The organism is Starkeya sp. ORNL1, from assembly GCF_012971745.1.
Classification (GTDB): Bacteria; Pseudomonadota; Alphaproteobacteria; order Rhizobiales; family Xanthobacteraceae; genus Ancylobacter.
Genome location: NZ_CP048834.1, coordinates 6,092,099 through 6,116,851, shown reverse-complemented (window position 1 = coordinate 6,116,851; position 24,753 = coordinate 6,092,099). Strand labels below are relative to the sequence as shown.

At 66.8% G+C, this 24,753-nt stretch carries 21 protein-coding genes and 1 pseudogene; 12 read left to right on the top strand and 10 right to left on the bottom strand.

Going from position 1 to position 24,753, the window contains the following annotated elements:
- Window positions 1-5 precede the first annotated feature (5 nt).
- Window positions 6-3,182 (top strand): multidrug efflux RND transporter permease subunit, encoded by a 3,177-nt coding sequence (locus tag G3545_RS28735; RefSeq protein ID WP_170017695.1) that lies wholly within the window; start codon window positions 6-8, stop codon window positions 3,180-3,182.
- A gap of 12 nt (window positions 3,183-3,194) precedes the next feature.
- Here the strand turns inward: G3545_RS28735 and G3545_RS28730 are convergent, their stop codons facing one another.
- The 4 genes from G3545_RS28730 to G3545_RS28715 all read right to left on the bottom strand — a co-directional run bounded on the left by G3545_RS28730 (window position 3,195) and on the right by G3545_RS28715 (window position 7,673).
- Window positions 3,195-4,406 carry an MFS transporter gene (locus tag G3545_RS28730; RefSeq protein ID WP_170017694.1) on the bottom strand — a complete coding sequence of 404 codons (1,212 nt, stop codon included), beginning with the start codon at window positions 4,404-4,406 and terminating at the stop codon, window positions 3,195-3,197.
- A gap of 117 nt (window positions 4,407-4,523) precedes the next feature.
- Complete coding sequence (locus tag G3545_RS28725) at window positions 4,524-4,964, bottom strand: cupin domain-containing protein (protein ID WP_170017693.1); 441 nt, start codon at window positions 4,962-4,964, stop codon at window positions 4,524-4,526.
- 53 nt (window positions 4,965-5,017) lie between these two features.
- Entirely contained in the window at window positions 5,018-6,865 is a 1,848-nt protein-coding gene (ilvD, locus tag G3545_RS28720) for a dihydroxy-acid dehydratase (RefSeq protein ID WP_170017692.1), read from the bottom strand.
- Between the two features lie 109 nt (window positions 6,866-6,974).
- Window positions 6,975-7,673 (bottom strand): GntR family transcriptional regulator, encoded by a 699-nt coding sequence (locus G3545_RS28715; protein WP_170017691.1) that lies wholly within the window; start codon window positions 7,671-7,673, stop codon window positions 6,975-6,977.
- 177 nt (window positions 7,674-7,850) lie between these two features.
- Here G3545_RS28715 and G3545_RS28710 point away from each other — a divergent pair, with 177 nt between their 5' ends.
- The 7 genes from G3545_RS28710 to G3545_RS28680 all read left to right on the top strand — a co-directional run bounded on the left by G3545_RS28710 (window position 7,851) and on the right by G3545_RS28680 (window position 15,449).
- Window positions 7,851-9,551, top strand: coding sequence for a thiamine pyrophosphate-binding protein (locus G3545_RS28710; RefSeq protein WP_170017690.1), 1,701 nt, complete (start codon window positions 7,851-7,853; stop codon window positions 9,549-9,551).
- 45 nt (window positions 9,552-9,596) lie between these two features.
- On the top strand, window positions 9,597-10,142 hold the full coding sequence (locus G3545_RS28705; protein WP_170017689.1) for a tripartite tricarboxylate transporter TctB family protein: 546 nt from the start codon (window positions 9,597-9,599) through the stop codon (window positions 10,140-10,142).
- 3 nt (window positions 10,143-10,145) lie between these two features.
- On the top strand, window positions 10,146-11,657 hold the full coding sequence (locus tag G3545_RS28700) for a tripartite tricarboxylate transporter permease (protein WP_170017688.1): 1,512 nt from the start codon (window positions 10,146-10,148) through the stop codon (window positions 11,655-11,657).
- A 140-nt stretch (window positions 11,658-11,797) separates the two neighbouring features.
- A complete protein-coding gene (locus G3545_RS28695) occupies window positions 11,798-12,796 on the top strand; it encodes a tripartite tricarboxylate transporter substrate binding protein (protein WP_170017687.1) in 999 nt (332 codons plus the stop codon).
- Between the two features lie 34 nt (window positions 12,797-12,830).
- Entirely contained in the window at window positions 12,831-13,901 is a 1,071-nt protein-coding gene (gene leuB, locus G3545_RS28690; RefSeq protein ID WP_170017686.1) for a 3-isopropylmalate dehydrogenase, read from the top strand.
- 18 nt (window positions 13,902-13,919) lie between these two features.
- The gene (locus tag G3545_RS28685; protein ID WP_170017685.1) at window positions 13,920-14,888 is read left to right on the top strand and encodes a D-2-hydroxyacid dehydrogenase; all 969 of its coding nucleotides are present in this window, start codon (window positions 13,920-13,922) and stop codon (window positions 14,886-14,888) included.
- A 300-nt stretch (window positions 14,889-15,188) separates the two neighbouring features.
- Window positions 15,189-15,449 (top strand): hypothetical protein, encoded by a 261-nt coding sequence (locus tag G3545_RS28680; protein WP_170017684.1) that lies wholly within the window; start codon window positions 15,189-15,191, stop codon window positions 15,447-15,449.
- A 54-nt stretch (window positions 15,450-15,503) separates the two neighbouring features.
- Here the strand turns inward: G3545_RS28680 and G3545_RS28675 are convergent, their stop codons facing one another.
- The 4 genes and pseudogenes from G3545_RS28675 to G3545_RS28660 form a co-directional block, all read right to left on the bottom strand.
- Window positions 15,504-16,535, bottom strand: a complete 1,032-nt coding sequence (locus G3545_RS28675) for an aldo/keto reductase (RefSeq protein WP_170017683.1) — start codon at window positions 16,533-16,535, stop codon at window positions 15,504-15,506.
- 11 nt (window positions 16,536-16,546) lie between these two features.
- The gene (locus tag G3545_RS28670; protein ID WP_170017682.1) at window positions 16,547-16,855 is read right to left on the bottom strand and encodes a helix-turn-helix domain-containing protein; all 309 of its coding nucleotides are present in this window, start codon (window positions 16,853-16,855) and stop codon (window positions 16,547-16,549) included.
- 243 nt (window positions 16,856-17,098) lie between these two features.
- A pseudogene (locus tag G3545_RS30020) lies at window positions 17,099-18,636 on the bottom strand (cation:proton antiporter).
- A 6-nt stretch (window positions 18,637-18,642) separates the two neighbouring features.
- Entirely contained in the window at window positions 18,643-19,212 is a 570-nt protein-coding gene (locus tag G3545_RS28660) for a Pvc16 family protein (RefSeq protein WP_170017681.1), read from the bottom strand.
- A 213-nt stretch (window positions 19,213-19,425) separates the two neighbouring features.
- Here G3545_RS28660 and G3545_RS28655 point away from each other — a divergent pair, with 213 nt between their 5' ends.
- On the top strand, window positions 19,426-19,728 hold the full coding sequence (locus tag G3545_RS28655) for an alkylphosphonate utilization protein (protein WP_170017680.1): 303 nt from the start codon (window positions 19,426-19,428) through the stop codon (window positions 19,726-19,728).
- A 102-nt stretch (window positions 19,729-19,830) separates the two neighbouring features.
- Here G3545_RS28655 and G3545_RS28650 read toward each other — a convergent pair whose 3' ends face one another.
- Window positions 19,831-20,301 carry a DUF2934 domain-containing protein gene (locus G3545_RS28650; protein ID WP_170017679.1) on the bottom strand — a complete coding sequence of 157 codons (471 nt, stop codon included), beginning with the start codon at window positions 20,299-20,301 and terminating at the stop codon, window positions 19,831-19,833.
- Window positions 20,302-20,504: 203 nt separating this feature from the next.
- A complete protein-coding gene (locus G3545_RS28645; RefSeq protein WP_170017678.1) occupies window positions 20,505-21,962 on the bottom strand; it encodes an AMP nucleosidase in 1,458 nt (485 codons plus the stop codon).
- A 203-nt stretch (window positions 21,963-22,165) separates the two neighbouring features.
- Here G3545_RS28645 and G3545_RS28640 point away from each other — a divergent pair, with 203 nt between their 5' ends.
- The 3 genes from G3545_RS28640 to G3545_RS28630 all read left to right on the top strand — a co-directional run bounded on the left by G3545_RS28640 (window position 22,166) and on the right by G3545_RS28630 (window position 24,680).
- A complete protein-coding gene (locus tag G3545_RS28640; RefSeq protein ID WP_170017677.1) occupies window positions 22,166-22,594 on the top strand; it encodes a sugar dehydrogenase complex small subunit in 429 nt (142 codons plus the stop codon).
- A 109-nt stretch (window positions 22,595-22,703) separates the two neighbouring features.
- A complete protein-coding gene (locus G3545_RS28635; protein WP_170017676.1) occupies window positions 22,704-24,323 on the top strand; it encodes a GMC family oxidoreductase in 1,620 nt (539 codons plus the stop codon).
- Window positions 24,324-24,428: 105 nt separating this feature from the next.
- Window positions 24,429-24,680 carry a hypothetical protein gene (locus G3545_RS28630; protein WP_170017675.1) on the top strand — a complete coding sequence of 84 codons (252 nt, stop codon included), beginning with the start codon at window positions 24,429-24,431 and terminating at the stop codon, window positions 24,678-24,680.
- Window positions 24,681-24,753 lie beyond the last annotated feature (73 nt).

Sequence of the window (24,753 nt, the reverse complement as noted above, 5' to 3'; positions counted from 1 at the left end):
CGACGATGCGACTGGCTCATTTCTGCATCGACCGGCCGATCTTCGCGACGGTGATGTCGATCCTCATCGTGCTCGTCGGCCTCGCCGGCTATGCCACCTTGCCGGTGGCGCAATATCCGGAGATCGCGCCGCCCACCGTGGTGGTGAATGCGCAATATCCCGGCGCTTCCGCCGAGGTGGTCAGCAATACCGTCGCCGCGCCGATCGAGCAGGAGATCAACGGCGTCGAGGACATGCTCTACATGTCCTCGCAGGCGACCGGCGACGGCCAGCTTGCCATCACTGTGACCTTCACCCTCGGCACTGATGTCGACGAGGCGCAGGTGCTGGTGCAGAACCGCGTCGCGGTGGCCGAGCCGCGTCTGCCGGAAGACGTGCGCCGGCTCGGCGTCACCGTGCGCAAGAGCTCGCCGGACATCCTGATGGCGGTGATGCTGTTCTCGCCGGACAATTCGCGCGACCAGCTCTATCTCGCCAATTATGCGACGCTGCAGATCCGCGACGCGCTGCTGCGCGTGCCCGGCGTCGGCGATGTCCGCATGCCGTCCTCGCGCGACTATGCGATGGTGGTCTGGCTCGATCCCGACAAGGTCGCCGCACGCAACCTCACCGCCGGCGAGATCGTCGAGGCGCTGCGGGCTCAGAACGTGCAGGTCGCCGCCGGCGTGGTGAACCAGCCGCCGGTGCCCACAAACGGCGCGTTCCAGCTCAATGTCGAGACGCTCGGCCGGCTCTCCGATCCGGCGCAGTTCGAGGACATCATCGTGCGCACCGATGCGGACGGCCGCGTCACAAGGGTGCGCGACGTCGCGCGGGTCGAACTGACCGCGCAGAGCTATCGCGCCGCCGCCAATTTCGACGGGCGCGCCGCGCAGCCGGTCCAGGTGTTCCAGCAGCCCGGCTCCAACGCGCTGGAGACCGCGGAGCGCGTCGCCGCGGAGATGCGGCGGCTCGGCGAGCGCCTGCCGGCGGGCGTCGCCTACGACATCCCCTTCAACCCGACGCTGTTCATCGCGGAATCGGTCAGCGAGGTCTACAAGACGCTGGCCGAAGCCATCGTACTGGTGGTCGTGGTGGTGCTGCTGTTCCTGCAGACCTGGCGGGCGGCGATCATCCCGATCCTCGCCATCCCGATCTCGCTGATCGGCACCTTCGCAGTGATGTCGGCGCTCGGCTATTCGCTCAACAATCTGTCGCTGCTTGGCCTCGTACTCGCCATCGGCATCGTCGTCGACGACGCCATCGTGGTGGTGGAGAACATCGAGCGGCATCTGCGCAGCGGCCTGTCGCCCAAGGACGCCGCGCACCATTCCATGGACGAGATCTCCGGCGCGCTGCTCGCCATCGCGCTGGTGCTGTGTGCGGTCTTCATCCCGGCAGCGCTGGTGCCGGGGATCACCGGCCAGTTCTTCCGGCAATTCGCCGTCACCATCGCCACGGCGACGGCGATCTCCGCCTTCGTCTCGCTCACTTTGAGCCCGGCCCTGGGCGCGCTCTTGCTGAGGCCGCACGACGCTAATGCCCGTCCGTCCCGCGGCCCGCTCGGCTGGGTGCAACGCGGCCTCGGTGCGTTCAATGCCGGCTTCGACCGGCTCTCATCGGGCTATGGCGGGCTGACCCGGCGCCTGCTGAGATTCGGCGCGCTGATGCTGGTGCCCTATGCCGGATTGCTGGCACTGACTGCGTTCCAGATGGAGCGCGCCCCCCGCGGCTTCATCCCGGAGCTGGACCAGGGCTATTTCATCACCGCCGTGCAGTTGCCGCCCGGTTCGTCGCTGTCGCGCACCGAGAACATCATGAGGGAGCTGTCGAACCGCGTGATGGCGATGGAAGGCGTCGCTCATGTCGTCGCCATTGCCGGCCTCGACGGCGCGACCTTCACCAACGCCTCGAACAACGGCGTCGCCTTCGTCATCCTGAAGCCGTTCGCCGAGCGAGCGGGTCGCAATCTCGGCGTCGATGCGCTGATGGCGGCGCTGCCGGGCAAGACCGCGGACCTGACCGAGGCGCGCCTCATCCCGATCAAGCCGCCATCGGTGCGCGGCATGGGCAATGCCGGCGGCTTCAAGATGATGGTGCAGGACCGCAATGGCGCGACGCCGGTCGAACTGGAGGCGGTGCTGCGCGACGTCGTCGCTGCCGCCGCCCGGCATCCGGAACTGGTGCGGGTCTTCACCCCCTTCAACACCGCGACGCCGAAGCTCTATGCCGACATCGACAGGGTGAAGGCGGAGATGCTCGGCGTGCCGGCGAGCCGGGTGTTCGAGACGCTCGAAGTCTATCTCGGCTCGTCCTATGTGAACGACTTTAACTTCCTCGGCCGCACCTTCCAGGTGCGCGCCCAGGCCGACGGCGCGTTCCGGCAGGACCCGGCGACCATTGCCGGCTTCAAGACCCGCAGCGAAACCGGCGCCATGGTGCCGCTGAGCTCGGTGGCCACCTTCGAGGAGCGCACCGGGCCCTACCGCATGCCGCGCTACAATCTCCAGGCCGCCGCCGAGGTGCAGGGCGCCGCCGCACCGGGCACCTCCACCGGCGCCGCACTCGACCGCATGGAGCAGATCGCCGCGCAGACGCTGCCGGCCGGCTACAGCGTCGAGTGGACCGAGCTCGCCTTGCAGGAGCGGCTCGCGGGCAATTCCGGGCTGATCGTGTTCGCCGCCTCCATCGTCTTCGTCTTCCTGCTGCTCGCTGCGCAATATGAGAGCTGGATGCTGCCGCTCTCGGTCATGCTGATCGTGCCGATGTGCCTGCTCGCCGCCGTCAGTGGCCTGCTGGTGATGTCGATGGACGTGAACATATTGGCGCAGATCGGCTTCATCGTGCTGATCGGCCTCGCCGCCAAGAACGCCATCCTGATCGTCGAGTTCGCCCGCCAGCGCGAGGATCTCGGCAGTTCCACGGTGGAGGCAGCGGTCGAGGCGTCACGTGTGCGGCTGCGCCCGATCATCATGACCTCGCTCGCCTTCATCCTCGGCGTGGTACCGCTGGTGCTGGCAAGCGGCGCCGGCGCCGAGCTGCGCCGCTCGCTCGGCACCGCGGTGTTCTCCGGCATGATCGGGGTGACGCTGTTCGGCCTGATCTTCGCGCCGATATTCTACGTGCTCTGCCGCAAGGCCGCGGAGCGGTTCGGAGGACGGCGGGCGCCGGCGCCGGGCGACATCGTCGCCCCTCTGGCCTGAGCCGGGCCGCGGCTATCGCAGGTGGGTCGGCTTGAGGCTGGGGAGGAACCAGGCCAGCAGGCCGATGGCGGGCAGGAAGGAACAGATCTGATAGACGGTCTGGATGCCGACATGGTCCGCCACCTCGCCCAGCACCACCGCGGCGACGCCGCCGAGGCCGAACGACAGCCCATAGAAGAAGCCGCCGACGAGGCCGATGCGACCCGGCAGCAATTCCATCGCATAGACCAGGATGGCGGCGAAGGCGCTCGACATGATCAGGTTGATGATCACGGTGAGAACCCCGGTCCAGAACAGATCCGCATAAGGCAGCATCACCGTGAAGGGCAGCGCCCCGAGGATGGAGAACCAGATGATCTTGTTGCGCCCGACCCTGTCGCCGAGAATGCCGCCGCCCAGCGCGCCGACCGCCGAGGATGCCAGGAACAAGAACAGCATCATCTGCGATGCCTGCACCGACACGCCGAATTTCTCGATCAGGAAGAACGTATAGAATGAGCTGAAGCTCGACGTATAAGCGTTCTTCGAGAACAGCAGAACGATCAAGATCGTGATCGGCAGCGCCACGCTTGCCGGGCGCGTTACCGAAGACTTGATGACGGCATCCGAAGCCAGAGCGGCAGCGGCGCGCTGCTTGCCGATGTTGATGTGTCGTCCGGCGGTCCAGGCCATCAGGATCATGGCGATGAGCGCCGCGACTGAGAAGTAGGCGACGCTGCCCTGCCCTCTCGGCACGATGATGAAGGCCGCCAGCAATGGCCCCAGCGCGCCGCCGGTCTGGCCGCCGAGCTGGAAGATGCCCTGCGCCATGCCGTGCTGCCCGCCCGACGCATTGCGTGCCATCCGTGCCGCTTCGGGATGGAAGATCGAAGAGCCGATGCCGACGCAGGCCGCGGCCAGCAGCAGCAGCGGATAGCTGCCGGCCGAGGCGAGGCCGACGAGACCGGCCAGAGTGAATCCCATGCCGACCACCATCGAATACGGCATCGGATGCTTGTCGGTGTAGAGCCCGACCAGCGGCTGCAGCAGCGAGGCCGTGATCTGGAAGGTCAGCGTCATCAGCCCGATCTGACCGAAATCGAGCGCATAGGTGGTCTTGATGATCGGATAGATCGCCGGGATCAGCGACTGGATCATGTCGTTGAGCAGGTGCGTGACGCTCAATGCGATCAGCACGGGCATGGTGGCGCGCTGGGCGATCCCAGCCGCGGCATTCATGTTCATGGGACTACGGACGTTGGTGAGTGAGTTCTAAAGACATGACGTTCAGTAGTGCAGAATCGCCGGCCCGACAATTTATTTGCCGCGCGCAAGGCGACCGCTCGCAGCGGGGTGCCTCGCCTACTTCTCCAGGACCACATTGCCCGGGACATCCGCGGGAACGGTGTCGAACACGATCAGCCGCACAGCGTCGGCACCCGTGGTCCGGCCGAAATGGCGCTGGCCGATCACCTCGATCACCACATCGCCGGGCTTGTAGTTGAACTCCTGCCCGGTGTCCTTGTCGGTGACCTCCAGCATGCCCTGGAGCACATAGGCGACGCGCGGATAGGGATGCTGGTGGAGCGGCAGGACCGCCCCCGGCGCGATGACATATTCCGACACCACCACGCGTCCGGGTCCCTGCGGGAAGGCGATCGCCTGCCCCGAAGCAGTCTCGGTGGCGGAAGCGAGCGGCTTCACCGTGATCGGCGCCGGAAGGCTCGCCGGCGCCGTATCGGCGAGTGCGCCGCCGGTGGTCAGCAGGATGGCGAGAAGCACGGCACTGCCGAGGCGCGTCATGAAACATCTCCGATGAAACAAACGCCTGATAGCAGGTCACTGCCGCTCGCGCGCTACTTTCGCTGGTCGACGTCGCGCACCGCGCCGCGTGCGGCACTGGTGGCGAAAGCGGCATAGGCCTTGAGCGCGGTCGAGACCTTGCGCTTGCGCTGGTGCGGCTTCCACGCATCCGCGCCGCGCGCCTCCTCAGTCGCGCGCCGGGCCGCGACCACCTCGGGGGCGACAGCGAGGCGGATCGAGCGGCTCGGGATGTCGATCTCGATCAGGTCGCCATCCTGGACCAGCGCGATCAGCCCACCTTCCGCCGCTTCGGGCGAGACATGGCCGATGGAGAGGCCCGAGGAACCGCCGGAGAAGCGGCCGTCGGTGACCAGCGCGCAGGCCTTGCCCAGCCCCTTGGATTTCAGATAGCTGGTCGGATAGAGCATCTCCTGCATGCCGGGGCCGCCGCGCGGTCCCTCATAGCGGATGACCACCACCTCGCCCGGCTTCACGCGTCCGCCGAGGATGCCGCTGACCGCATCGTCCTGGCTCTCGAACACCTTGGCGGGGCCGGAGAACACTAGGATGGATTCGTCGACCCCGGCGGTCTTCACGATGCAGCCATCCTCGGCCAGATCGCCCTTCAGCACGGCAAGCCCGCCATCCCTGGAGAAGGCGTGCTCGGCATCGCGGATCACGCCGGAGGTGCGGTCGAGGTCGAGCTCGTCCCAGCGGCGATCCTGGCTGAAGGCAACCTGGGTCGGCACGCCGCCGGGCGCCGCGCGGAAGAAGGTCCGCACCGCGTCGCTGCCGGTCTCGACGATATCCCAGCGCTTCAGCGCGTCACCGAGGGTCGCGCTATGGATCATCGGCTGCTCGACATCGATCAGCCCGGCTCGCGCCAGCTCGCCGAGAATGGCCATGACGCCGCCGGCGCGGTGGACGTCCTCCATGTGCACGTCGGACTTTGCCGGGGCGACCTTGCAGAGTACGGGAACGCGCCGCGACAGCCGGTCGATATCGTCCATGGTGAAGGGCACCTCGCCCTCATGGGCGGCGGCCAGCAGATGCAGCACGGTGTTGGTCGAGCCACCCATGGCGATGTCGAGGCTCATCGCATTCTCGAACGCGGTGAAGTTCGCCACCGAGCGCGGCAGGATGCTGGCGTCGTCGTTCTCGTACCAGCGGCGGGCGAGATCGACGATGATGTGGCCGGCCTCGACGAACAGGCGCTCGCGGTCGGCATGGGTCGCCAGCGTCGAGCCGTTGCCCGGCAGCGAGAGGCCGAGCGCCTCGGTGAGGCAGTTCATCGAATTGGCGGTGAACATGCCGGAGCAGGAGCCGCAGGTCGGACAGGCGGAGCGTTCGATCGCCGCCAGATCGGCCTCGGGCACCCGCTCGTCGGCGGCCGCCACCATGGCGTCGACCAAATCGAGCGCGACCTCCTTGCCCTTCAGCACCACCTTGCCCGCTTCCATCGGCCCGCCGGAGACGAACACGGTGGGGATGTTGAGGCGCAGCGACGCCATCAGCATGCCGGGGGTGATCTTGTCGCAATTGGAGATGCAGACCAGCGCATCGGCGCAATGCGCATTGACCATGTATTCCACGCTGTCGGCGATGAGTTCGCGCGAAGGCAGGCTGTAGAGCATGCCGTCATGGCCCATGGCGATGCCGTCATCGACGGCGATCGTGTTGAACTCCTTGGCGACGCCGCCGGCTTTTTCGATCTCGCGCGCCACCAACTGGCCGAGATCCTTCAGGTGGACATGGCCCGGGACGAACTGCGTGAAGGAATTGGCGATGGCGATGATCGGCTTGCCGAAATCGCTGTCCTTCATCCCGGTCGCGCGCCACAGGCCGCGGGCGCCGGCCATGTTGCGGCCGTGGGTGGTGGTGCGGGAACGGTAAGCAGGCATCGCATCTATCCTGGAATTGCTCGAACAACCGGCGCTCATATACGCCGTTTCCGTGCGCGCACAAAGGCTTGGGGTCGTTGTGCGGAGCGCTCGTGCCGCTGCCGCGACGTCAATCGCCGGAAATCGACATCAGCGTGCGCTGCAGATATTCGCAGATCAGCTGGCGGGCGACCTCGCCCTTGCGCGCCTGCAGCGCCTCGACGATGGCGGCGTTGTCGCGCACCGCGGCGTCGCGCAGCATCGGCAGCGGCACCAGATGGCCACCCGGCCGCGCCCAGCCGGCCTTGCGCCGGGAAGCGACGACTTCCTCGAACATGCGCTCCAGGAAGCGGTTCTTCGAGGCACGGGCGATGGCGAGGTGGAGGGCGTATTTCGCCTCCTTGAAATCCACCCAGGACTGCGCCGAGCGCAGCGCTTCGAGATGGCTGAAGAGGCCGTTGAGTTCCGCCTCGCTGGCGCGCTCCACCGCGAGTTCGGCGAGCCGCGGCTCGAACAGCAGGCGCGCCTCCAGCAGTTCGCTGAGCTTGTAGTTCTCCGTCTCAGCTCCATCATTGGCGGAGGTCTCGGCGACGAAGCTGCCGCGCCCGACATGGCGCACCACCAGCCCCTCGTCGACCAGCCGGTTCATGGTCTTGCGCACGGTGTTGCGCGCGGCGCTGTAGCGCTCGGCCAGCGCGCGCTCGGTCGGCAGGCGCGTGCCCGGCGGAAAGCCGCCGCCGACGATGCGGTCCTTCAGGCTGCGATAGATGGCGTGGCTGTTCGCGTCGGAGACAGCGCGCGCGCCGGAAATTTCGGCAGTACCGGCCAAGGTCCTAACGTCTCCAATGGTCAAGGGATTCTCTGCTTGCAGACCCGATTATAGGACGACACGTCGCGAAATGTACCATGCGCCACGGCTTGTCAGGCTGTTCGCATTTGGTCCATATTGGCTCACATTGGTTGGAAATGGCAACTGGAGTCGGCGTTGCAGGACGGCAAGAACGAAATGCGGACCAACCAGACGCCACGCACCGGCGGCTCCATATTGGTCGAAGCACTGCTGACCCAGGGAGTCGACGCGGCATTCTGTGTGCCGGGCGAGAGCTATCTCGCCGTGCTCGACGCGCTCTACGAGGAACGTGAGCGGATCCGTCTCATCGTCTGCCGGCAGGAGGGCGGTGCCGCCAACATGGCGGAGGCCTATGGCAAGCTGACCAACCGGCCGGGCGTGTGCTTCGTCACCCGTGGGCCCGGCGCCACCAATGCCTCGACCGGCGTGCACACCGCCTTCCAGGATTCGACGCCGATGGTGCTGTTCATCGGGCAGGTGGCGCGCGGCATGCGCCATCGCGAGGGCTTCCAGGAGGTCGACTTCGCGGCGATGTTCGCCCCGCTCGCCAAATGGTCGGCGGAGATCAGCGACGCCGCGCGCATCCCGGAATATGTCCACCGCGCTTTCCAGGTGGCGATGGCCGGCCGCCCCGGCCCGGTCGTGCTGTCATTGCCGGAAGACGTGCTGTCCGATCTGGTCGAGGAGGCGCCGGAGCCCGGCATCAAGGCGCAGGCCATTCCCGCTGCCGCGCGCGAGGACCAGCTCGAGCGGCTGGAGGCGATGATCGCGGGCGCCGCGCGGCCATTGCTGATGGTTGGGGGCGGCGGCTGGACCGGCGAGGCCGGCCGGCAGCTCATGGCCTATGCCGAACGGCGCGGCCTGCCGGTTGCGGTGTCGCTGCGCTGCCAGGACTATGTCGACAACGACCATCCGAACTATGTCGGCCATTTCAGCGTCGGCGCCGAGCCCAGCCTCGCCCGGCGGCTGCAGGAGGCGGACCTGCTGGTGGCGCTCGGCCCGCGGCTCGGCGAGATGACCACGGCCGGCTACACGCTGGTGAAGCCGCCGCGGATCGGCAAGCCGTTCGCCCATATCCATGCCGACCCGGACGAACTCGGACGGGTCTACCAGGCCGATCTGGCCATCGCGGCCAGCCCGGCCGTGGTCGCCGGGCAGCTCGCCGCGCGCGGCAACGACGCCCCCCACGCGCGCGGCGAGTGGCTGTCCGAGGCGCGGGCCGATTACGAGCGGACGCTGCTTCCCGGCCCCCTGCCCGGCGCGGTGAATTTCAGTGAGGTGATGGTGGCGCTGCGCGAAGCGCTCCCCGCCGACACCATCGTCTGCTCCGGCGCCGGCAATTACACCGGCTGGGTGCATCGCCACTGGCGTTTCCACGACTACCGTACCCAGCTGGCGCCGACCTCCGGCGCCATGGGCTACAGCGTGCCGGCGGCCATCGCGGCGAAGGTCGTCCATCCCGGGCGCACTGTGCTCTCGGTCTCCGGCGACGGCTGCTTCCAGATGCACGGCCAGGAGATCGGCACCGCCGTGCAATATGGGCTGAAGGTGCTGTTCGTGGTGGTGAATAACGGCATTTACGGCACCATCCGCATGCATCAGGAGCGCGAGTTCCCCGGCCGCGTCATCGCCACCGAGATCAAGAACCCGGACTTCGTCGCACTGGCCCGCGCCTATGGCCTCCACGCCGAACGCGTGGAAGCGAGCGCCGACTTCACGGCCAGCCTCGAGCGCGCCCTCGCCGCCCCAGGCAGCGCATTGATCGAAGTGGTGACCGATCCCGAGGCGATCACCGCGCGGACCACGCTCTCAAAGCTGAGACAGGCTTCTCTCGAGCGGCAATTGCAGTCAGCCTGAGGCAACCGCCGGAAGGCGGCAAAAAGAAGCAATCGAGGAGGAAGCATGGCGAATCCGACAGGTGCTCCGGCGCAGCCCATCGCCGACGCGCCGTCAGCGACGGCAAGCGGCATCGGCCTTGTGCTGTTCCGGCTGGTGGCGCTCGGCTTCGGCCTGCTCGGCCTGTGGGTGATGTGGTACGCCATCGACCTCGTCTATTACACGCCGGTCGGCCCCGGCCCGGGCTTCTTTCCGATGTGGCTCGGCGGCGCGTTGGCGCTGTTGTCCTTCGCCATCCTCGCCCTCAGCCTCTCCGGCCTGTCCCCGGCTTTGCCGGCGGACATCATCCCGGCGCGCACCCCGGCCATGCAGATGGGCGTGACCTTCGGCTCCATCGCCTTCTTCGCGCTCGCCGTGGAACGCGCCGGCTTCGTCGTCACCATGTTCCTGGTGCTGCTGGTGCTGATGCTGGTGAACCGGGTCCGGCTGTTTCCGACCGCGCTGGTCGTCGCGCTCGTGGGCAGCGTCGGCGTCGGCTACGCCTTCGTGCAATGGCTCGGTGTGTTCCTGCCGGCGACGCCGTTCGGCCTCCTCAGCGCGATCGGGCTCTAGCCGATGACCAGCAGTCTCTATGATTTCGTTATCGGCTTCGGCATCGCGCTGACGCCGGAAAACCTGTTCTACGCGCTGATCGGCTGTCTGGTCGGCACGCTGGTCGGCGTCTTGCCCGGCATCGGCTCGGCCGGCGGCATGGTGATCCTGCTGCCCCTCACCTACAAGCTCGACCCGACCGGCGCGATCATCATGCTCGCGGCGATCTTCTATGGCAGCTATTACGGCGGCACCATTTCCACCGTGCTGATGAGCGTGCCGGGTGAGATCGCCTCCGTCGTCACCATGCTCGATGGCACCGAAATGGCGCGCCAGGGCCGCGCCGGCGCCGCGCTCAGCATCGCCGCCATCGGCTCCTTCATCGGCGGCACCGCGGCGGTGCTGGCACTGGTGCTGCTGGCGCCGCTCCTCACCGACGTCGCGCTGAAATTCGGGCCACCGGAATTCTTCGCGCTGCTATTCATCGGCCTCGCAACCCTGGCCTTGCTGGCCGGCGATTCCATGCTGCGTGCGCTGGCCATGGCGGTGTTCGGCCTGCTGCTCGGCACCATCGGCACCGACCCGACCATGGGCACGCCGCGCTTCGATCTCGGCTTCACCAACCTGCTCGGCGGCCTCGATTTCGTGCCTGTGGTGATGGGCCTGTTCGGCCTCTCCGAGATCCTGCTGGCGGCCGAAGGCCCGCCGCCGACGCTACGCGAGGCGAAGTTCGCCTCCCTCTACCCGACGAAACAGGACATGAAGGATTCCGCCGGGCCGATTGCCCGCGGCACCGTGCTCGGCTTCTTCCTCGGCCTGGTGCCCGGCACCACCCAGGCGCTCGCCTCTTTCATCTCCTATGGCGTGGAGAAGGCGGTGTCGAAGCGTCCCTGGACCTTCGGCCAGGGCGCCATCGAGGGTGTCGCCGGGCCGGAGACGGCGAACAATTCGCACGCCAATGCCGCGCTGATCCCGCTGTTCACGCTCGGCATCCCCGGCTCGCCGAGCGTCGCCATCCTGCTCGGCGCCTTCATCATGAACGGGCTGGCGCCGGGACCGCTGCTGTTCAGCGAGAAGCCGGAAGTGGTGTGGCCGATCATTGCCTCCATGATCATCGGCAATCTCATGCTGCTGGTGCTCAACGTGCCGCTGGTCGGCCTGTGGGTGCGCATCCTGAAGATCCCGGTCGGCATCCTTAACCCGCTGATAATCCTGTTCATTTGCCTCGGCACCTACCTGGTCAACAACGCCGTGTTCGATGTCTGGGTGATGCTGCTGTTCGGCTTCATCGGCGTGGTGCTTCGCAAGCTCGAATTCCCGCTGGCGCCGATCGCGCTCACTCTCATCATCGGGCCGCTGATGGAGCAGGCGCTGCGCCAAGCGCTCAGCATCTCGCGTGGCAATATCGACATATTGTTCCGCAGCCCGCTCGCCTGCGTGCTGCTGGTCTGCGGCGTCATCGTGCTGACGGTGCCGCTGTGGAGCCGCCGCGCGCGGCAGGCCCGCGGCCAGCTCGGCAAGGACGCCACCGACTGATGCAGGCGCTCGGACCGGCAATTGACTCGGCCGTCCCGGCGGGTACGAATTGATATGGATTTGGTTGGATTTGGTTCACGACCACCCGCGCATCGCGCCAATCGCCGGCGGCCCAAGCCGCCCGGAACAGGGAGGATAAGATGAAGTCCATGCATATCGGCGCCGCCACGCGCCGTGCGATCCTCGCCGCCGCGCTCGCCGCGGCCGGCGTCGGTCTGGTGACCACCCTGCCCGCCTCGGCGCAGACCTATCCGGAGCCGGGCAAGCGCTTCGCCGTCATCGTTGCCGGCTCGGCCGGCAGCGGCACCGACATCAATGCCCGCTTCGTCGCCGCCGCGCTGGAGAAGGAATTCCCCGGCACCTCGTTCCAGGTGGTGAACCGGCCCGGCGCCGGCATCCAGGTCGGCGTGCAGGCGCTCGCGGATGCGCCGAAGGACGGCTACACCTTCGGCCTGATCTCGCTGCCGACCGCCATCACCCTCACGCTCGACGCTTCGCGCAAGGCGAATTTCAACAAGGACAGCTTCGCCCCGATCGGCAATTTCTCGTACGACGCCGGCGCCATCGCGGTGCGCACCGACAGCCCCTACAAGACGCTGGGCGACCTGATCGCCGCCGCCAAGGCGAAGCCGCAGGAGCGCACCATCGGCGTCGTCGGCCCGCGCGGGCGCGAGCATCTCGACGTCATTGCCATGGAGCAGGCCTCCGGCGCCGCCTTCACCCCGATCTTCCATAATGATTCCGGCCTCGCGCTGAACACGCTGCTGGGCGGCAATATCGATGCCGTGCAGGGCAGCGTCGGCGACTTCGTCGCGCAGGTGAAGTCCGGCCGCGTGCGCATCCTCGCGGTGTTCGACAAGCAGGAAAGCGCCTATGCGCCGGGCGTGCCGACCGCGGAATCGCAGGGCTTCAAGATCTATTCCGGCACCTCGCGCGGCTTCGCCTTCCCGGCCGGCGTCGATCCGAAGATGGCGGCGCGCATCGGCGAAGCGCTCGGCAAGATCGCCAACTCGCCGGAATACAAGGCGAAGTTCAGCGAGATGGGGCTCGACATCCGCTACATGGACGCCAAACAATATGACGCCTACTGGTCCGGCGAAGTCGCCCGCATCACCGAGCTGATGTCGAAGATCAAGTGATCCATCCCCTCGTCCGCTCCACGTGGAGTTCGCAATGAAGAAGATCGCCATTCTGGCGGGCGACGGCATCGGGCCCGAAATCGTGCCGCAGGCGGTGAAGGTGCTGCGCGCGCTCGGCCGCAGCGGCGAGCGGTTCAGCTTCGAGGAGGGCGCCGTCGGCGGCGCCGGGCTGGAGGCGGCCGACGATCCGCTGCCGCCGGCGACGCTCGACATCGTGCTGCGCTCCGACGCCATATTATTCGGCGCCGTCGGCGCGCCGAAATATGATCACCTGCCGCACACCCGAAAGCCCGGCGCCGCGCTGCGCCGGCTGCGCAAGGAACTCGGCCTGTTCGCCAATTTCCGCCCGGTGATGCTGTTCCCCGAGTTGATCGATGCCTCGACGCTGAAGCCCGAGGTCATTGACGGCCTCGACATGCTGATCGTGCGCGAGCTGAACAGCGACATCTATTACGGCACGCCGCGCGGCCGGGTGGACACACCGGATGGCGAGCGCGCCTCGATCAACACCATGCGCTACAGCGCCTCCGAGATCGAGCGCATCGCCCATGTCGCGTTCCAGGCCGCGCGCAGCCGCCGTCGCAAGCTGTGCTCGATAGACAAGTCGAACGTGCTGGAGACCTCGGCGCTGTGGCGCGAGGTGGTGAGCGAAGTCGGGCGCGACTATCCCGATGTCGAGCTCACCCATCAACTTGTCGATTCCGCCGCCATGAGCCTGGTGCGCAATCCGCGCCAGTTCGACGTCATCGTCGCCGGCAATTTGTTCGGTGACATCTTGTCGGACGAGGCCTCGATGCTCACCGGCTCGATCGGCCTGCTGCCCTCCGCCTCGCTCGGCGACAACAACAAGGGCATGTACGAGCCGATCCATGGCTCGGCCCCGGACATTGCGGGCAAGGATCTCGCCAATCCGATCGCCACGGTGCTCTCCGCGGCGATGATGCTGCGCCAGAGCTTCGCCATGGAAGAAGACGCGGTACGGGTAGAGAATGCGGTGCGCGCCGTGCTCGCCGCCGGCATCGCCACGCCGGACCTCGCTCTGCCCGGCGCCAGGATCGTCGGCACGCAGGCAATGGGCGATGCCATTGCTGCAGCATTGGCTTAGCATTGGTGTATCCCCGCCATGGCCGAACTTGACCAGCCTCCTCGCCTCACCATCGGTTTTGCCCACGCCGCCTATCAGCTGCGCGACGAATTCCTGACGCGCGGACAGCCAGCGGAATCCTTCGAGGTGCGCAGCCTCGCCGAACTGGAGCGGCGGGTCGGCGAGGCCGATGTGCTCGTCGTCTCCGGCCTGTGGCGCAACGAGCTGGTGGAGCATGCGCCCAGGCTCCGGCTGATCCAGTCGATCAGCGCCGGCACCGACCAGTTTTCGCGCGCCGTGCTGCGCGAGCGCGGCATAAAGCTCGCGAGCGCGCAGGGCGGCAACGAGATTGCCGTCGCCGAGCACGCCATGGCGCTGATGCTCGCTCTGACGCGGCATCTGCATCTGGCACGCGACTTCCAGGCCCGGCAGCATTGGCGCCCGATGATCAGCGACCGCGCGCGCCGCGAGGACGAACTCGACGGCAAGACCTTGCTGATCGTCGGTTTGGGGCGCATCGGTGCGCGGCTCGCCCGGCTGGCCAACGCCTTCGGCATGACGGTGATCGGGGTGAAGCGCGATCCGGTCGCCGTGCCGGCCGTGTCCCAAATGGTGACGCCGGCACAACTGCTCGACGTGCTGCCGCAGGCCGATTTCGTAGCTCTCACCTGCCCGCTCACGCCAGAGACCGAGGGCCTGATCGGCGCGGCCGCTCTCGCCGCCATGCGGCCGAGCGCGCACCTCGTCAATGTCGCGCGCGGCCGTGTCGTCGATGAGCCGGCGCTGATCGACGCGCTGCGCCGGGGGGCCATTGCCGGCGCCGGGCTCGATTGCGTTTATGAGGAGCCGCTGCCGGCGAATTCGGAGATCTGGCGCTTTCCGAACGTTCTGGTGACGCCGCACAGCGCCGGCGAGACCCGACGCTACGAGACGCGCGTGGTCGACCTGCTGCTGGAGAACATCGCGCGGATGTCCGCTGTCGCCCGCCTGCTCAACGAGATCGTGTGAGCAGGACGGACCGGCCTGACACCGGCCGAGACAATCACCGTCAAGTGCTAACGAGTCCAAAAAACGCTACCGTTGCGCCATATCAACAATATTTGAGCGACGACTGTAACAATATGTAGAACTGATAACGTATCCGCAATTTCAAGACCTGATTATATGCTTATCGGAAACAGTGCGTTGCTCTGCAGCCTGTTTACCGATGCGGTATCGGAAGCCATTCTCCTCGCCATGTTCGTTGCCGCGTTCGGCAACACCCTCATAGCGCTCCGAGGCCCCGGGCCTTGGACGGGAGATACGACCATGAAGACCACCATCCTCACCATTGCTCTGGCTGCCGCCACGATCCTCGGCCTTGCTACCGCGGCGGACGCCGCGGGCCGCGACCGCACCTGGGGCGACGGCTGGAAGCAGAGCGTCGGCCGCGTCAACCATGGGCAGGCGCCGGTGCACGCCGCGCCCGTGACCGAGGGGCGCAATGCCACGTCGGCCGGGCCGGCACCGGTGCAGGGCGTCGAGCCCTACATTGCGCGCCAGATCGAGAGCAACCGCCGCAGCCGCTGATCCAGGCTTAACACCTCCGGGCCGCGGCACGCCGCGGCCCGGAGGTTCTTCGTCTCACCAGCTCGTCGGCTTGGGATTGCGCTCGTCGAAGCCGCGCTGGTGCCAATAGGGATAGGCCGGCGTCTTGTGGCTGGCGGCATCGAGCCGGGCCACCTGCTCCGCGGAGAGCGACCAGCCCACGGCACCGAGATTCTGCTTGAGCTGTTCCTCGTTGCGGGCGCCGACCACGATGTTGGCGACGGTCGGGCGCTGCAGCAGCCAGTTCAGCGCGACCTGCGGCACGCTCTTGCCGAGTTCCTTGGCGATCTCGTCGAGCACATCGACCACCTTGAACAGATGCTCGTCATCGACGATCGGTCCGCGCTCGTCGCCGCCGGAAGCGATGCGCCCACTGGTCGGCGCCTGGCCGCGGCGGATCTTGCCGGTGAGGCGGCCCCAGCCGAGCGGGCTCCACACCATCAGCCCGACGCCCTGGTCGAGCCCGAGCGGCATCAGCTCCCACTCATAGTCGCGGTCGATCAGCGAGTAGTAGCCCTGATAGACCACATAACGGGCGAGGCCGTACTTCTCCGAGGTCGCCAACGACTTCATCAAATGCCAGCCGGAGAAATTGGAGGCGCCGATATAGGAGATCTTGCCGCTCGACACGAGGTCGTCGAGCGCGCGCAGCGTCTCCTCGACCGGGGTCAGCGCGTCGAAACCGTGCATGAAATAAAGGTCGATATGGTCGGTGCCGAGCCGCTTCAGGCTCGCCTCGCAGGCGCGCACGATATGGTAGCGCGAGGAGCCGACGTCGTTCGGACCCTCGCCGAACGCAAACGTCGCCTTGGTGGAGATCAGCGCCTTGTCGCGCCGGCCCTTCAGCGCCTGGCCGAGTATCTCCTCCGACGCGCCCTGCGAATAGACATCCGCCGTGTCGAAGAAATTCACGCCGGCGTCGAGGCAGAGATCGACGAGGCGGGTCGCTTCCGCGACGTCGGTCTGGCCCCAGCGCTGGAAGAACTCATTGGTTCCACCGAAAGTGCCGGTGCCGAAGCTGAGCGCGGGCACCTTGAGGCCCGAACGTCCGAGTTGCCGATATTCCATAGCAGGATTTCCTATGCGCTGTGCTGGCCGAGAATGGCATCCAGCAGTCCGGGGAAGCGGCTATCGACGTCGCTCCGCCGGATGCTGTTGACGACTTCAACTCCCTTCCGTTCCGAACGGATCAGCCCCGCCTCCCGCAGGATGCGGTGATGATGATGCACCGTGGACGGCGGCAGCGTCTTGCAGGCGTCGCCGCAATTCATGGGGCCTTCCGCCAGCAGCTTCACGACGATGTCGCGCCGGGTCGGGTCCGACAGCGCGTGAAGCACGCCATCGAGCGTCAGGTCATCGAACGAAGGGTGATGATGGGAGCGAACCATCAGTTCACCCTATCCAGGATTTTCAATATTTCAAGATAATTGAAATATGCGATCCAGAGTGACCGGGCGCTGGGTACCTCAGAGCCTTCTCATAATTCGACTTATCCGTTGAAGGAGCCACCTTTCCACCCTCATCCCCGGACTTGATCCGGCGATCCAGCCCCTCCGCATGCACCCGGTCGAAGTCTGGATCCCCGGATCAAGTCCGGGGATGAGGGCGTACTGGAGTTTTCGGTCAGGCTCTCAGGACTCGACGATCTCCCGATCCGCCGGCGCCGCCACGGCGAGCTCCGCCCAGTCCAGCTCCTGCTCCATCGCGTGGAACACATCGTCTTCGATCTCGCCGTGGCGGCGCATGCGGGCGAGCTCGTGCCGTTTGGTGGCGATGCTCTGGCGGCGGAGATCATCGGTGGGGGAGAGCGCGCGCGGGTTCTTGCCCTTCAGCGCGATGGCGCGATCGGCCTCGTACATGTCGCGCTGCTGCATGGTGGCTTCATCGTTCCGGCCGTCCAGATCGGCAATCGCAGCGTCCAGCAACTTCACCCGCGAACTGGCGAGTTCCGCGTCGAACGATTTGTCGGGCGGGAATCGCAGCATCTGGATCAACGGTCCCAGCGTCAGCCCCTGGAGAACGAGCGTGCCGAGTACCACCGCCAGGGCGCTCAGCACGATCAGGTCACGGCCCGGGAAGTCGAAGGGCAGCGCCAAAGCCGTCGCCAGTGTCACCAGCCCGCGCATGCCGCACCAGGAGACGATGATCCCCTGTGCCAGCGTCGGCGCACCCGGCTTGCCGATCGCCACGTAGACCAGGTTGATCGCGCGGTTATAGAGCATCACCCAGACGACGCGGACCAGTATGACCACCGCGAGAACCACCGCGGCAAAGGCCAGCGCGCGGCCGAGCTGGCCCGGGTCGAGCCGAGTGACGATGGCCCGTGCCTGCAATCCCATCAGCAGGAAGGCGAGCACATTGAGCAGAAAGACCACCGCCTCCCACACCGCATAGGCATGCACCCGCTCCAGCGCCGTCTGCCGCTCTGGAATGTAGCGCGCAATCGTCATGCCGCAGGCGACCACGGCAGGATGGCGGACAAATGCAGCCGCTCGGCGATGATCCAGACGCCGAAGGTGGCGACGAAGCTGAATACCGTGCCGCCCAACGTCCCGGCGAGAAAGCCGTAGACGGCAAGGTACGCCGCGCCCGCCGCGAGACCGAACAGCACGCCGCCCGGCGCCGCCAGTGCCAGCTCGCGCATCAGCCCGGCCTCCGTCGGGCCGCTCGCCATGCCGACGGCGGCGGTGAAGATCAGCAGCGCGACCGCATCATTGAGCAGGCTCTCGCCCTTCAGCACGGTGACGGTGCGGCGCGGCAGCGAGAACCGGCCGAGCATGGCGGTGGCGGCCGCGGCGTCCGGCGGCGCGACGATGGCGCCCAGCGCGATCGCCGCCGCCAGCGGCAATCCGGCAAGCGCAACGCCGACCCAGGCGACGGCGGCTGTCGTGAGCAGCACCGCCGCCGCGGCGAGCGCCAGCAGTGGCAGCCAGTTGCGCAGCACCGCACGCGGCGGAAAATCATAGCCGGCATCGAGCAGCGCCGGCGCCACGAACAGCGCCAGCATCAGTTCCGGCTCGATCCTGATCTCGGGCGCGAAGGGCAACGCCGCGACCACCGCGCCAGCAAAGGCCAGCATCGTCGGATAGGCAATCGACAGGCGCCGCGAGACCTGCAGCAGGATGACGGCGAGCGTCACCAGGACCAGCATGCTCTCGAACAGCGCCATGGGTGTTCAGCCCAGCCGGTCCAGCACCGGCGGGGTGGTGTCGCCCGGCGCCAGCGCCACCGGCGAGACCGTGTACATCGCCGACAGGCGCCAACTGGATCGCAAGGTCGACCAGACACTGAGCCAGGTCGGCAGATCGGCGGCGAAGGGCGTGATGGCGAGGCGCCCGTCATGCTCTACCCAGTCCGCCCGTTCCGTTCCGATCAGCGGCGCGCCATCGGTCGCGAGGGACAGGCCGGCCCGTGCCGACGTCAGGACCGCGATGTCGCTGAACCGCCGCGCCGCGTGCTCCAGCAGCACCTCGGCCATCAGATCCTCGGTGCCGAGCGCCGTGACGAGATAGAGCAGCTCGAAGGTCGGCGCCGGTCGAAGGCGACTGCCCGCGGCAAGCGAGGGCAGCGACGCAGAACTGCGCATCGGCGACGTCGACAGCATCAGTACATTGAGCGTGTTGCGCCCGGCGGGCTGGCTGAGCAATTCGTCGATCGGCCGGCTCGACAGCACGACATCATCGCCCAGCCCGTCGCGCAGCAGCCCGCGCAAGGCCGAGGTCACGGACGCGAACTCGATGAACATTGGGCTCCTCCGTCATTGCTCGCCGGTCGGCAAGAAGGTTCGACCTTAATACTGTATCCGGGGTTCGATACAGGCTCTCCTGCGCTCGGCGTGGTCCAGGCCTGTTGACCGGACCAAGAGTGCCGGGGCATGCGCGCCCAGGGGACATCAAGGTGGGGGTTCGCCGAACCTTCGCTTATGATGCCGCCATCGGATGTGACGCGGTGAGAATGAATGAGTACGGACGGCGACTACGTCTATGATGAAGCGACGGGTGAGTGGCTCAGCCCCACCGACGCAGCCCTGAAAGCTCAAGCGGCCGGCGTCCAGGTGCGCGACTCCGTAGGCAACCTGCTCAGCGACGGCGACAGCGTGGTGCTGATCAAGGATCTCCCGGTCAAGGGCGCCAATCAGACGCTCAAGCGCGGAACGGTGATCAAGACCATCTATCTGACGGGCGACGAGCAGGAGATTGATTGTCGCTATCCGGGCATCAAGGGACTGGTCCTGCGCGCCGAATTCGTAAGGAAAGCCTAGAGTCTTATCGCCCGGATGGGATCATCTGAGCGATAAGTTCGTGGGGCCAGACGGAAATGAACGCCCGGCCGGCGGGCCGTACCGGCTACCCTGCACCGGGCGTCAGGAACTCTTGCTGCTCCGGCCGAGGCCGAGGCTTTCCCAGATCGACCCGCTTTTGGCCGGCTCCGCCGGTGTCGGCTCGACCGCCTCAGGCGCCACGGCTGCCCCCTCCTCCCGTGCCGGCGGGATGTCGGCCTGCGACCCCTCAAGCGGCGGTTCAGCGGCAAGCGCCGGCGCCTCCAGCGTCGGCTCGGCCTCGGGTGCCGCCGCTTCGGTGCTGTGCGGGATCGCCATTTCGCCCGGGTCGGTCAGGGCCGGGAATTCGCCGGCATTCTCCAGCACCTCGACCGGCACGACCGGCTCGCCGGCATGGATCTCCGCCAGCGGAACGCTGGTGTCGATCTGGCTGTCCTCGATCACCACCAGCTCGCTGGCGAGCGCCCAATGCCGCTCCTGCTGGCCCTCCGGCCGGCCCTCCTCCAGCCAGAGCTGGAATGCCTTCTCACGGATACGTTGCTCGCGGTCGTCCATGACACACCCGATCGGTTGCGCTTTGTGGGTCAACGGCTCCGATGGCGCGCCGGTTCCTGGGGACCGCCAACGCCGGGAACCATTGACGCACTGAAATGGCAGCAGGAGATGACGCCGTGAACACGAAACGACGAACACGCAGTTCGCGGATCGGATAGAGCGCGGCCTTGGCTCCGGCATGCCTACGCCCAGGCAAGGGCATATCAGCGGAAGGGCGGCTCGTCGAAGGAGCGGAGCTTGCGCGAATGGATGATGTCGCCGGCTTCCTTGAGCTTGTCCAGCGCGGCGAGGCCGATCTTGAGATGCTCGCCGACGGCGCGCTCATAGAAAGCGTTGGCGGCGCCAGGCAGCTTGATCTCGCCATGCAGCGGCTTGTCGGACACGCACAGCAAGGTGCCGTAGGGCACCCGCAGGCGGTAGCCCTGCGCAGCGACGGTGCCGGATTCCATATCCACCGCGATGGCACGCGAGAGGTTGATGCGCCGACGTTCCTGGGTCCAGCGCAATTCCCAGTTCCGGTCGTCTTGCGTGACGACGGTGCCGGTGCGCAGGCGCCGCTTGAGCAGGTCGCCCCCCTCGCCGGTGACATCCGCCGCCGCCTGCTGCAGCGCCACCTGTACTTCGGCAAGTGCAGGTATCGGGATGTCGGGCGGTACGACTTCGTCGAGAATGCCGTCCTGCCGCAGATAGGCGTGGGCGAGCACATAATCGCCGATGACCTGCGTCTGCCGCAGGCCCCCGCAATGGCCGACCATCAGCCAGCAATGCGGCCGTAGCACCGCAAGGTGGTCGGTGATGGTCTTGGCGTTGGAGGGGCCGACGCCGATATTCACCAGCGTCACGCCCGCCCCGCTGGCCCGCACCAGATGGTAGGCCGGCATCTGGAAACGGTGCCAGGGCGCGGACATCACGCGCTCGGCGGCAGTGGCGTCGATGCTGGCGCGGTCGATACGAATGCCGGCCGGCGTCACCAGTGCCTCGGCCGTTCCCGCCTCGATCTCCGCAAGGCCGGAGCGGACGAACTGGTCGACATAGCGATGGTAATTGGTCAGCAGGATCCAGGACTGGAAGGCTCGCCAGTCTGTCCCGGTATAGTGGACGAGGCGGCGCAGCGAATAGTCGACGCGCACGGCATCGAACAGCGCGAGCGGGCGCGGCTCGCCCTCCACCAGCTCGAAGGTGCCGTCGGCGATCTCGTCGCCGACCAGCGACAGCAGCGGCGTCGGGAAATGCCGCGCCAGCTCGGAGGCCGTGACGTCGCCGCGCCCGAGTTCATCGCCGCCGTCGAGTGCGTAAGGGTAGGGAATCTCCTGGCGGCTGACGCCGGTCTCGATGGTTGCGCCATACTCATCGACGAGCGGCCGCAACTGATCGAGGAGATAGGAGCGGAATTCGGCGGGCTGGGTCACCGTGGTCTGGTGGACGCCCGGCACCGCGAACTTCGCATAGCCGCGCCGGGTCCTCACCACCGTCGGCACCACCGCCTGGTAGGTCACGCGCAGCAGAGGGTAGCGATAGCGCGCCCGTTCCTCGGCGGACGGCGCCTGTCCGGTCTCGAAGAAGCGGTTCAGGTCATGGCGTAGCGCCCGCCGCGCTGCCCTGTAGAGCGTCTCCAACCGGTCGATGGCGCCCTCGGGGGTCGCCGCTGTCTCGAACATCATCGGATCCGTATCCTCCCTCGGACCCGCTGCTAGCGCGGTTTGCCGCAATCGTAAACGCTGGCCAGCAGGTCATCGAGTGCACGGTAGCCATGGAATATATGACAACGCTTGAACAGGAAGCGACCGGCGCAAGGCGAATCCCAACGATCGATTGCCGGGTGCGCCGTCTTGATGTCCAATCATTCTAAAGAAGCAGGTTGGACATGCCGCCGATTCTCACCCGCCGCGATGCCATTCTGGGCGCCCTCGCCGCTGCGCTCGCGACCGCCGGATCCAATGGATTCGCGGCGGCCGACGGCGACCTCGACGTCAACGGCTTCCTCGCGCTCTCCACGACCCTCACCGGCGCGCCCGCCTCACTCGTCGACCGGGATGTCGCGACCACCCTGCTCGGCGGCTTCATCGCCACCGGCAATGGCGACGCCCTCAAGCGCCTCGTGGCGGATCCCACTTCCGACCGGGAGCTGGGCGATGCGATCGTCGCCGCCTGGTATTCCGGCGTCTATTCGACCGGCAAGGGTGAAGCTGTCGCCACCTTCGACCACGCACTGGTCTGGCAGGCGCTTAGCTTCACCAAGGCGCCGGGCAATTGCGGCGGCGAAACCGGCTACTGGTCGCAGCTGCCCGGCTGACGACCCAGAGCCCTTTCCGTTCGGATGGAGACATCCGATCGATAAGAAAACACTCTAGATTCAACAAGTTGGAGCATATTCTAAAGGATATGCTCCAGGAGCGCGACGAATGGCCGACACCATCACCGCCGAGGTCATCATCGTGGGTTCCGGCATCGCGGGCGCGCTACTCGCGGCGAAGCTCGCTGAAGCCGGCGTCAAGGTCGCGATCCTGGAGGCCGGCGCCACAGTCGACCGCGCCAATGCCGTCGATGCCTATTGGAAGGCGGTGATCAAGGTTCCGGAATGCCCCTACCCGGCGGTGCCGCAGGCGATGCATCCCGTCTCCGACAATCTCGATTTCTGGTACCGCCAGAGCGGCCCGGACAAGTTCGCCAGCACCTACCTCAAGGTGGTCGGCGGGACGACATGGCACTGGCTCGGTACCTGCCTGCGGCTCGTGCCCAACGATTTCCGGCTGAAGACGGCGTATGGCCAGGCGGTCGATTGGCCGGTCTCCTATGACGAGCTCGAGCCGTTTTACGGCCAGGCCGAGACCGAGATCGGAGTTTCCGGCGATTCCGGCGAGGCGCTCGGCTCGCCGCGCTCGACGCCCTATCCGATGCCGGTCATTCAACCGACCTATCTCGACAAGGCATTCGGCGACGTGCTCAAGAGCACGACCTATGAGGTTCGCGCCACGCCGCAGGGCCGCAACTCGGTCGAGCGCGACGAGCGCATGGCGTGCTGCGGCAACGCCAGTTGCATCCCGGTCTGCCCGGTGCAAGCGAAATACGACGCCACCGTGCATCTCGGCCGCGCCGTCGCCGCCGGTGCGGCGCTGCACGAGAAGACCACGGCAGTTGCGCTCGACGTGGCCGCCGACCGCACCATCGCCGCGGTGCGCTTCAAGCGCTGGGACGGCAGCGAGGGCCTTGCCACGGGCAAGGTGTTCGTCATCGCCGCCCACGCCATCGAAGGCCCACGCTTGCTGCTCGCCTCGCGCAACGAGACCCTGCCGAACGGCGTCGCCAACAGCTCCGATCAGGTCGGACGGAACCTGATGGACCATCCGACCCAGCTGTCGTGGGCGCTGGCGCCGGCGCCGCTCTATCCCTATCGTGGCCCGCTCTCGACCTCGGGCATCGAGAATGTGCGCGATGGCAACTTCCGGCGGGAGCGCGGTGCGTTCCGCATCGAGATCGGCAATGATGGATGGTCCTGGCCGACCGGCGCGCCGATCTCCACCGCGAGCGAGCTTGCCAAGCAGGGCCTGCGCGGCAAAGCGCTCGACGCGGCGCTGCGCGACCAGGCCTCGCGTCATATCCGCCTCGCCTCGCTGGTCGAGCAATTGCCGGAGCCGGACAATCGCGTGACCCTCGATGCCGACGAGCGCGACATGTACGGCGTGCCGCTGCCACACATCACCTACCGGCTGGACGATTATGTGAAGGCTGGCTTCGCCGCCTCCGTCGCCGCCCATGACGACATCTTCGCGCGCCTCGGCGCGACGCAGATCAAGCATAGCCCGGACGCACAGGGCGCCGGCCATATCATCGGCACGGCGCGGATGGGTGATGACCCGAAAAGCTCGGTCGTCGACAAGGATCTGCGCAGCCACGATCACCGCAACCTGTTCGTGCTCGGCTCCGCGGTGTTTCCAACCTCGGCGACCGCCAACCCGACGCTCACCATCGCCGCGCTGAGCCTGCGTGCGGTCGCGACCGTGAAGGCGACCCTTGTCGGATAGGTGCGGCTGGCTCCTTGGGCTGGGTTCCCGGATCAATAGCGTTCCTACGGAACGTAGATGCCACCAGGCTCGTTGATTCACAGGAACCGCGCAGGAGTGGTTGCCATGAACATCGAGAGCCATATCGAGACCTATCGCATCGTCGGCGCCGCAGGCGCCTGGCGGATCGCGCACGATGACGAGACCAGTAGCGACGAGACCATCATGGCCTATGTCACCAAGGAGGCCGCCTTCGAGGCGGCGGTGAATGCGGCGTCGAACGCCGTCAGGGCCGGCCACGAAGTATCGATCCTGGTGCCGGGATCGCATACCGGCGAAACGTTGTTCGGCGGAGCCGACTGGAGGGAGCTCTCCTGAGCTTCGGCCGGCAGCGGCGGAAATAAAGGCCTTGCGGCGCGGAACGCGAACGGGACGAGCGGGGTTGCTGCAA